Origin of the sequence: uncultured Bacteroides sp., assembly GCF_910585845.1 — a bacterium.
GTDB lineage: Bacteria > Bacteroidota > Bacteroidia > Bacteroidales > Bacteroidaceae > Bacteroides.
The window spans coordinates 1-9,360 of sequence record NZ_CAJUHF010000081.1 but is presented as its reverse complement, the minus strand read 5'-3'; the positions used below and the strand labels follow the sequence as shown (position 1 = coordinate 9,360).

The 9,360-nt window shown below is 42.3% G+C and carries 9 protein-coding genes and 1 tRNA gene; 1 reads left to right on the top strand and 9 read right to left on the bottom strand.

Annotated elements, in window-relative coordinates; translation table 11 throughout:
* Positions 1-43: 43 nt before the first annotated feature.
* Positions 44-117: transfer RNA gene (locus QZ323_RS14070), tRNA-Asp, on the bottom strand.
* 262 nt (positions 118-379) lie between these two features.
* Here QZ323_RS14070 and QZ323_RS14065 point away from each other — a divergent pair.
* Positions 380-1,693, top strand: a complete 1,314-nt coding sequence (locus QZ323_RS14065) for a pyridoxal phosphate-dependent aminotransferase (protein ID WP_294635330.1) — start codon at positions 380-382, stop codon at positions 1,691-1,693.
* 343 nt (positions 1,694-2,036) lie between these two features.
* Here QZ323_RS14065 and galE read toward each other — a convergent pair whose 3' ends face one another.
* The 8 genes from galE to QZ323_RS14025 all read right to left on the bottom strand — a co-directional run bounded on the left by galE (position 2,037) and on the right by QZ323_RS14025 (position 8,892).
* Positions 2,037-3,071, bottom strand: a complete 1,035-nt coding sequence (gene galE, locus QZ323_RS14060) for a UDP-glucose 4-epimerase GalE (RefSeq protein WP_294635329.1) — start codon at positions 3,069-3,071, stop codon at positions 2,037-2,039.
* 155 nt (positions 3,072-3,226) lie between these two features.
* Positions 3,227-3,805 carry an electron transport complex subunit RsxA gene (gene rsxA, locus QZ323_RS14055; protein ID WP_294635328.1) on the bottom strand — a complete coding sequence of 193 codons (579 nt, stop codon included), beginning with the start codon at positions 3,803-3,805 and terminating at the stop codon, positions 3,227-3,229.
* Positions 3,806-3,882: 77 nt separating this feature from the next.
* Entirely contained in the window at positions 3,883-4,467 is a 585-nt protein-coding gene (locus tag QZ323_RS14050) for an electron transport complex subunit E (RefSeq protein WP_294635327.1), read from the bottom strand.
* Positions 4,468-4,485: 18 nt separating this feature from the next.
* Positions 4,486-5,148 (bottom strand): RnfABCDGE type electron transport complex subunit G, encoded by a 663-nt coding sequence (locus QZ323_RS14045; protein WP_294635326.1) that lies wholly within the window; start codon positions 5,146-5,148, stop codon positions 4,486-4,488.
* Positions 5,145-6,137, bottom strand: a complete 993-nt coding sequence (locus QZ323_RS14040) for an RnfABCDGE type electron transport complex subunit D (RefSeq protein WP_294635325.1) — start codon at positions 6,135-6,137, stop codon at positions 5,145-5,147. Before QZ323_RS14040 ends, QZ323_RS14045 begins: the two co-directional genes overlap by 4 nt.
* Before the next feature lie 5 nt (positions 6,138-6,142).
* A complete protein-coding gene (gene rsxC / locus QZ323_RS14035; protein ID WP_294635324.1) occupies positions 6,143-7,480 on the bottom strand; it encodes an electron transport complex subunit RsxC in 1,338 nt (445 codons plus the stop codon).
* Positions 7,481-7,519: 39 nt separating this feature from the next.
* Positions 7,520-8,431, bottom strand: a complete 912-nt coding sequence (locus tag QZ323_RS14030) for a Fe-S cluster domain-containing protein (RefSeq protein WP_294635323.1) — start codon at positions 8,429-8,431, stop codon at positions 7,520-7,522.
* A gap of 41 nt (positions 8,432-8,472) precedes the next feature.
* Positions 8,473-8,892 (bottom strand): SoxR reducing system RseC family protein, encoded by a 420-nt coding sequence (locus QZ323_RS14025; protein WP_294635322.1) that lies wholly within the window; start codon positions 8,890-8,892, stop codon positions 8,473-8,475.
* Positions 8,893-9,360 lie beyond the last annotated feature (468 nt).

The following is a 9,360-nucleotide window of genomic DNA, read 5'->3' as shown; positions in this document are numbered from 1 at the left end:
CCGGGTGTTTTTTATAAAACTTCCTTATTATAAGTGTTATACGCGGTGCGTACGGGACTCGAACCCGTGACCCCATGCGTGACAGGCATGTATTCTAACCAACTGAACTAACGCACCATCATTTCATTTTATCGTTGCTTTCTCTCTCGATTGCGGTTGCAAAGGTAGGCATTTTTTTGAAACCTGCAATAGTTTAAAAGGAATATTTTCAATCTTTTTTCAATCACGCCTGATTATAAGAAACTTACCAAATCATCTTTTTAAAGAAAAAACAGTTTATTTATCCTGTAGAAGCAAAACTCACGATTTTTACCTATATTTGTATGATAGAAAAAAGATTCAAAAAATAAATCAAACTAAACCCAAATTGAAAAAGGCCATGAGAAATACTCCTATTGAACGTAGACTGATAGACGAAACTATCGAAGCATTTCAGATCGCAGACTTTGGAAAAGCCACTATACGCGAAGTAAAAGCCATCGCTGCCAAAGCAGAAGCAGCCTCAGGCATTGAGTTTATAAAGATGGAAATGGGTGTACCGGGACTCCCTGCTTCAGCAGTAGGTGTGAAAGCCGAAATAGAAGCCTTGCAGGATGGCATTGCCAGCCTTTATCCCGACATCAATGGACTTCCCACATTGAAAACAGAAGCCTCACGCTTCATCAAAGCTTTCATTAATGTAGATATTAAACCGGAAGGTTGCGTGCCTGTCACCGGATCTATGCAAGGAACTTTTGCCTCTTTTCTCACATGCAGCCAATGTGATGAAAAGAAAGACACAATATTATTCATTGACCCAGGATTCCCTGTGCAAAAGCAACAACTGGTAGTAATGGGGCAAAAATTTGAAACATTCGACGTCTATGATTATCGCGGCGACAAACTGAAAAACAAACTGGAAAGCTATCTCGCGAAAGATAATATCTCTGCCATTGTTTATTCGAATCCTAATAACCCCAGCTGGATCTGCCTGAAAGAAGAAGAACTGCGCATCATTGGAGAACTTGCTACGCAATATGATGTTATTGTATTGGAAGATTTGGCTTACTTTGCAATGGACTTCCGACAAGACTTAAGCAGACCGTTCACCCCTCCTTTCCAGCCTTCAGTTGCTCGCTATACAGATAACTACGTATTGCTTATTTCCGGCTCCAAAGCATTCAGTTATGCAGGACAACGCATCGGGGTCACCTGTATCTCCGACAAGCTGTACCATCGCTCCTACCCCGGACTTACCAAACGATATAATGGCGGTACATTCGGAACCGTATTCATACATCGTATACTCTATGCTCTTTCATCTGGCACAAGCCACTCCGCCCAATATGCTCTTGCAGCGATGTTGAAAACAGCCAATGACGGACAATATAATTTCCTAAACGATGTGAGAATATACGGTGAACGCGCACGCAAACTAAAAGAAATTTTCCTGCGTCATGGTTTTCATTTAGTATATGACAATGATTTAGGTGATCCGGTTGCCGATGGTTTCTATTTCACTATTGGCTATCCAGGTATGACCAGCGGAGAACTAGCCAAAGAATTAATGTATTATGGTGTCAGTGCCATTTCATTGATTACTACTGGAAGCCATCAGGAAGGTCTTCGGGCTTGCACATCTTTTATTCAGGATCATCAATATGCACAGTTGGATGAACGTATGGCAATCTTCGCAGAGAATCATCCCATATAATCTTCCCATCTAAAGTGGAGTGTACCCAAAAGGAAAGTAAGCTCCCCATACTCTTATCGGATTTCAAAATAATATATACCTTTTTTTTACAGGAAACGGTTTCACGCATTCCGGACAAAAAATAAGCCTTGTCTCCCGACAAGGCTTATTACAACACAAACACAAAATAAAACACGACAAAACTACTATTCAATCAAACCTGTCTATACCAAAAGGTATACATACCATTCATAGGTATTCACATACATACAAATAGATCAGGCTGATCTACTAAATATAAACAAATGCGGGGAGCATTTGTTTATGCTTTATTTGTTAATAAAACAAAAGTTCCTAATTTTCTTTATTGAATACCTCGCTCACGAAGTTTCAACTGCCAGTTCCAAGCAGACAACAATGTATCTTCGATGCTTTCAACGGCTTTCCAACCCAATTCTTCATTGGCAAATTTAGGGTTAGCCCACACCTTCTCAATATCACCTGCGCGACGACCTACAATTTGATAGTTCAACTTCACGCCAGTAGCTTTTTCAAAAGCATTGATTAATTCCAATACAGAAAGTCCACGTCCCGTTCCGATATTGAACACTTCCACTTTTTCTTTCTGTTTCTTATCTAATATACGGTGAATGGCAATTACATGTGCTTTTGCCAAATCAACCACATTAATGAAATCACGTATACAAGATCCATCTGGAGTGTTATAATCATTACCGAACACGCTCAGTTTTTCACGAATACCGATAGCTGTCTGAGTCAGATAAGGTATCAAGTTCTGAGGTACACCATTAGGCAACTCACCAAGCAATGCTGTAGGATGTGCGCCAATCGGATTAAAGTAGCGCAACAAAATGGCATTGATAGGAGCACCAGATGCTACTGTATCACGAATAATCTCTTCGTTAATCTGTTTCGTATTCCCATAAGGAGATTCTGCTTTCTTGATTGGAGCCTGTTCCGTTACAGGCAATTCATCCGGTTGCCCATAAACCGTACAAGAAGATGAGAATACAATACCCTCCACTCCGTATTTAGGCATCAGTTCAAGTAAGTTAATCAACGAAACCAAATTATTACGATAATAAAGCAACGGTTTTTGGACAGATTCACCTACAGCCTTACTTGCTGCAAAATGGATAATGGCTTTAATTCCTTTATATTTGGTAAACACAGCGTCAAGACCTGAGAAATCCAAACAATCCAATTCTTCAAATATAGGACGAATGCCCGATACCTTTTCTATATTATCAACAACGTCAGCACTTGAGTTTGACAAATTATCGACTATCACTACTTCATAACCTGCGTTCTGAAGTTCGACTACAGTGTGTGAACCAATGTATCCTGTTCCACCTGTAACTAAAATTTTTTCTTTCATTAGTGATTTATTCTTAATAGGTTACTTTTGGGAGCAAATTTAAGGAAATTAATTTAGATAAAAAGCAAAATGAATATTTTTTTCTTCAAAAAGAAAAAGGATGCCTGAATTTACTCAGCCACCCTTTTTTTACCAATTTATATGGATTCTGTTACTTAGATTTTCACTACACCGGAAAAGCCCATGAAAGCCATTGCCAAAAGACCTGCAGTAATCAAGGCAATTGGAGTACCTTTCATACCTTTCGGGATATTCACCAAACTCATTTGCTCGCGCAAACCAGCAAAAACGGTCAAAGCCAGTCCAAAACCAATAGCAGTGGAGAAGGCATAAACGACACCAGTCAGCAAATCATAATTTTTTTGGATAACCAGAATAGCTACACCCAGAATACAACAGTTAGTCGTAATCAGAGGCAGGAATACGCCCAATGCCTGATACAATGAAGGCGATACTTTCTTCAGGATAATCTCTACCATCTGAACCAAAGCTGCTATCACCAGGATGAAAGTGATAGTCTGCAAATAGCCTAAATCGAAAGCATTAAGCACGAAATTCTGAATCAGGAATGTGACAATAGTAGCAATTGTAAGCACAAATGCCACAGCAGCTGACATACCCAGCGCTGTTTCCACTTTCTTGGATACACCAAGGAACGGACAGATACCCAAGAATTGCGACAATACGATGTTATTGACAAAGATTGCCGAGATAAATATTAATATATATTCCATAACTGTTCAAGATTAAGAATTGAAGATTAAAAGCTCAAGGCAACCGCTCTTGCCTTTAATCTTCTGTTTTCTTTTTATTAATTCTTTTTCAGGCTATTAATCAATGCTATCAGATAACCCAACGCAATGAAAGCACCCGGAGCCAATACGAACACCAACATACCATATTCTTCGGGAAGGAGGGTGAGATTGAAAACCTTACCTGTACCTAAGAATTCACGCATAGCCCCCAACAAAGTAAGAGCCAACGTAAAACCAAGTCCCATGCCCAAACCATCAAAGAAAGAAGCTACCGGAGTATTTTTTGCTGCAAATGCTTCTGCACGTCCCAATACGATACAGTTTACAACGATCAGCGGAATAAACAGACCCAAAGTGGCGTACAATGCGGGAACGTATGCCTGCATAATCATCTGCAACAGCGTCACAAAAGAGGCAATAACCACAATAAACGACGGTATACGCACCATATCAGGTATCAGGTTCTTGATGGCAGAAATCACCACATTAGAGCAAATAAGCACAAACATGGTTGCCAAGCCCATACCCATACCGTTGATGGCAGAAGAGGTGGTACCCAGCGTAGGACACATACCGAGCAGGAGTACAAATGTAGGATTCTCTTTGACAATCCCGTTCATCATAACTTTAAAATTATTCATATCTTATACTCCTCCTTATTATTTATTGCTGATGGAATCGACAGCCTCAGAGGCCGCTTCTTCAGCAGGTTCAACAACTTTTTTAGTAGCACCCGTAACTGCATCGGACGTATTCTGCCCCGCATAGGCGCTATAAGCAGCATTTACTGCATTAAGGAAAGCACGGGAAGTTATAGTAGAAGCCGTAATAGCATCTATCTGACCACCGTCCTTACTTACAGTCAAAGGAGCGTTACCAGGGTTCTGCCCTTTGATGCTACCCTTATTTCCTTCTTTAAACCAATCGGCAGCTTTAGAACCCAAGCCCGGAGTCTCGGCATGTGACAGCAAGGAGTAATCAATAATATTACCTTCCGAATCAAAGCCTACCAACACTTTCAGTTCTCCGCCGAATCCCATCGAAGAGGCTTCTACAGCCGCACCAATAAACTTACCGTCCTTAGTGGCGGGATAAACGGCATACTCTACGTCATTTACCTTTTGCATCTTCTTTTCTGCAATCGGATCATTGTCAAAACCCGGAACTACCGCACTGACCGCATCGCTCAATGTCTTTGCATTAGCCTGTTCGATAGGTCCTTTCGTCAATTCATTCACGTATGCCAATAATGCCACGGAAATAGCAGTAACGCCCGTGAGCACCAACAACATATTCTTTAAGGATGATTCTAACTTTTTCATTTCTTCTTCGCTACCTCCCCAAAGCGTTTAGGTTTACAATATGTATTAATCAACGGAGTGAAAGCATTCATAATCAGGATGGCAAATGACATACCTTCAGGATAAGCACCGAACAGACGGATAATCACTGTCAACAAACCAATGCAGACACCATAAATCAACATACCTTTCTTACTCATCGGAGAAGTGACATAGTCTGTAGCCATAAAGATAGCACCCAGCATCAGACCACCCGTAAACAGTTGAAGCACCGGAGAAACATAATGTACCGGATCTACCAGATGCATAATGCCAGAGAATACAAATACCGTACCCAATATAGCAACCGGAATGTGCCAAGTAATGATTCTCTTCCAAAGCATGTATGCCAATCCAAGCAACAATGCCAATGCACTTACTTCACCAAGACAACCTCCGTTATTACCGATCAGCAGATCGAAAGAAGAGGGCAACTCTTTCAGTGCATCCACATTTCCGCCAACCACCTGTTTCATCAGATTAAGCGGTGTAGCTGCCGTTGTAGCATCCGTATAAGAAGTAAGCTGTCCTACAACGGGCCAACTCGTCATCTGTACCGGGAAAGAGAGCAACAGGAACACACGACCTACCAATGCCGGATTAAACGGATTGCTTCCTAATCCACCGAAAGACATTTTTCCAACACCAATGGCAAACAAAGCACCGATGATGATGATCCAAATGGGCAGGTTGGAAGGTAAGTTAAATGCCAGTAGCACACCAGTGATTACAGCCGAACCATCACAGATAGTAGAGGTTTCCTTCTTCAACAAGAATCTGCCAATGGCCCACTCAAAGAACAAACAGGCAGCCACAGAAGTCGCAGTAACAACCAGTGCGCCCAGTCCGAAGAAATAGAGTGATACAAGAAATGCAGGAATCAGTGCAATGAGCACACCATACATATTCTTCTTCACACTGTCGCCGCCATGCACATGGGGCGAAAGGGATATTACTAATTTATTTTCCATACTCGTTATTTTTTAGCTTGACGTGCACGGATCATAGCCCCTACCTTACCTTTGCCCAAACGGCAATAGTCCAGCAACGGACGGTTGGCAGGACAAGTAAACTGGCAAGAACCGCACTCAATGCAATCCATAATTCTTTCTTTTTCCATTCTCTCGAACTCGGCATGCTCAGAAAGTGCCGACAGCAAGTAAGGCTCCAATCCCATCGGGCAAGCGCCGACGCACTTTGCACAACGTATACAGGGTTGAATCTCACCGCGCTTGGCTTCCTTATTGTTCATAATCAAAATGCCGGAGCTACCTTTAGCAGTGGGAACATCGGTGTTCACCAAAGCCTTTCCCATCATCGGACCACCACCGATAATCTTACCGGTATCTTCAGGCAGACCACCGCAAGCATCAATCAACTGCTTCATGGGCGTTCCGATACGTGCCAGGAAATTGGACGGTTTGGCGAGCGACTTGCCTGTCACAGTAATCACACGCTCAAACAGCGGCTTATTCTTCTGCACAGCCTGATATACGGCAAAAGCAGTACCTACGTTCTGCACCACTGCACCGGTTGATATGGGCAGCGCACCACTTGCCACTTGACGTCCGATAATGGCATCAATCAACTGTTTTTCACCACCTTGCGGATATTGCACCTTCAGGGGGACGATCTCGATACCTGCATAACCGGATGCCACTTTAGTCATCAATTGTATGGCATCGGGTTTGTTGTTTTCAATACCAATAAATGCCTTGTTCACCTTTACGGCTTTCATCAGGATAGATACACCTACCATAATTTCTTCGGCATGTTCCAGCATCAGTTGATGGTCGGCGGTCAGATAAGGTTCACATTCCACTGCGTTGATGATGACACACTCAGCCTTGAAGGCAGGCGGCGGACAGAGTTTCACCTGTGTGGGGAAACATGCACCACCCAAACCTACGATACCAGCTTCGGCTATCTTCTTCACAATCTCTTCTGAAGTAAGATTGCACTCTTTCACCAGTGTTTCTGTACGATCAATGCTTTCTTCCCATTCGTCACCTTCTACATCAATGAAAATGGCAGGTTTCGGATAACCGCTGGCATCGATAATCGTATCGATTTTGGCAACTTTACCGCTGACAGACGAGTGGATGGCTGCAGATACAAAACCTCCAGGTTCTGCGATTTTTGTGCCGACTTTCACTACATCACCTTTAGCCACAATCGGTTTTGCAGGCGCACCGATGTGCTGCCCCAACAGAATCACGGCTTTGAAAGGAATCTCCGCCTTGATGATAGGCTGATGTGCTGAAAGTTTATTTTCGTGTGGATGAACACCACCGATTGAAAATGTCTTCAACATACAATTCTGTATTTTAGTCGTTTATTACTTCTTTATTATTTATGCCTTTACCTCAGGAGCTTCCGTCTTTGCAGGGGTAGCAGTTTGAGCACCAACGATGGTAGCAGCCTCAGTTTCTTCCACTTTCGGCTTACGCGGCGGGAAATTCAATGCGACAATGGCATTCTGAGGACATGCCTCTTCACACTTGCGGCATGACTTACACTTGTTCGGATCGATATAAGCAAGATTATTTTCCAATGTGATAGCCTCAAACGGACATACTTTCACACACTTGCCACAACCGATACAAGCAGCCGCACATGCCTTGCGGGCTACGCCACCTTTGTCCTTGTTTACACACTGCACATAAACGCGACGGGACTTTTTGCCTTGCGGACGGATTTCGATGATGTTCTTCGGACATGCTTTGGCACAAGCACCACAAGCTGTACACTTAGCTTCATCTACTTCCGGGAGCCCTGTTTCAGGATTCATGTGAATAGCATCAAACTGGCAAGCCGACACACAGTCTCCACAGCCCAGACATCCAAAACTACAACCCGTTTCACCACCATAAAGAGAAGCTGCTATAGCACAACTCTTCGCGCCATCGTAACTATTCGTACGAGGGCGATTGGCACAAGTTCCGTTACACCTTACCACTGCAACCATCGGTTCGGTAGCAGCAGCATCCAAACCCAAGATTTCAGCAACTTTCGTCATAACGGGCTGTCCGCCTACCGGACAGAACTTACCCTCCAGAGAGCCTGCCTTTACGCAAGCATCGGCAAAACCGCTACAACCCGGATAACCACATCCGCCGCAATTCGCTTGGGGCAATACAGCTCCAACTTGTGCGATTCGCGGATCTTCATACACGGCGAATTTCTTGGAAGCTACATAAAGAATAGCAGCCGAAACCAGCGCTATGGCTCCCAATGAAATCACTGCAATCAGAATTACATTCATAAATTAGTTATTTATTAATTATTTGTTTTAATGAATTTCTATTAAATCATTGGCATTACAGAAAAAGAGAATTTCTTTCCCATCCGTTTTCGGTTCAGCCATAATATATAATAATAAGGTATAAGAAGTGCCAACGAACAGAGTGCAGAGCCAAGTTCGTCATTCCATACAGCCATAAACAGAAAGAGGGAAACAACCAGAATACAGAAAGGTGCAATAAAAGCCAGTAGCACTGCCATCATTCCCATAGAAAGTTCTCCAAAAACAACGACCCGATCGCCGAGTTGATAGGAAGATGCATCACTAACAACTATATCAATCAGCTTCTCCTTGGTATCGGCCGATGTACAATGCCCTTTGACACTGCATGCCGCACAAGCTGACGTCTGAACAATTCTCACTTTCAAATGAGAACCGCTTATGTTTTCCACAATACCTTGATGTTTTATAATATCTGCCATTTTGCAAACTACGCTTTACAAATTGTGGCAAATTTACGCATTATTTATGAACTGCAAGGCATTCTCCCCCATTTTTATGTGTACGCAAACGCACTTTTTCCTGTTTTAACCCTTTTTTCCCTCCTTTTCCGCTGAAAAATGCAGAAAAAGTTGCCCCTAAACATAGTATGATGACAAAACTGCTTGCTCCAAGAGAGAGTTACAAATATATTTTCGAACAGAAAAAAGATGGAGCAATACGTACAGAGACAACAAGAAGAACATCATATCTTATATCTCATAACAAGTAATGTAATGAAGTATAACAAGTAATGTAATGGAACATAACAAGTAATGTAATGATGCCCTTCATAACTTCTTTATATGGTATGCATTCCTCCGAACTAAAATAACAACTAAAATAACAACTAAAAATAAATAGGTTCTTCGTCACTTTTGGGGCAGTAAAATATACTAAACACCTTTATC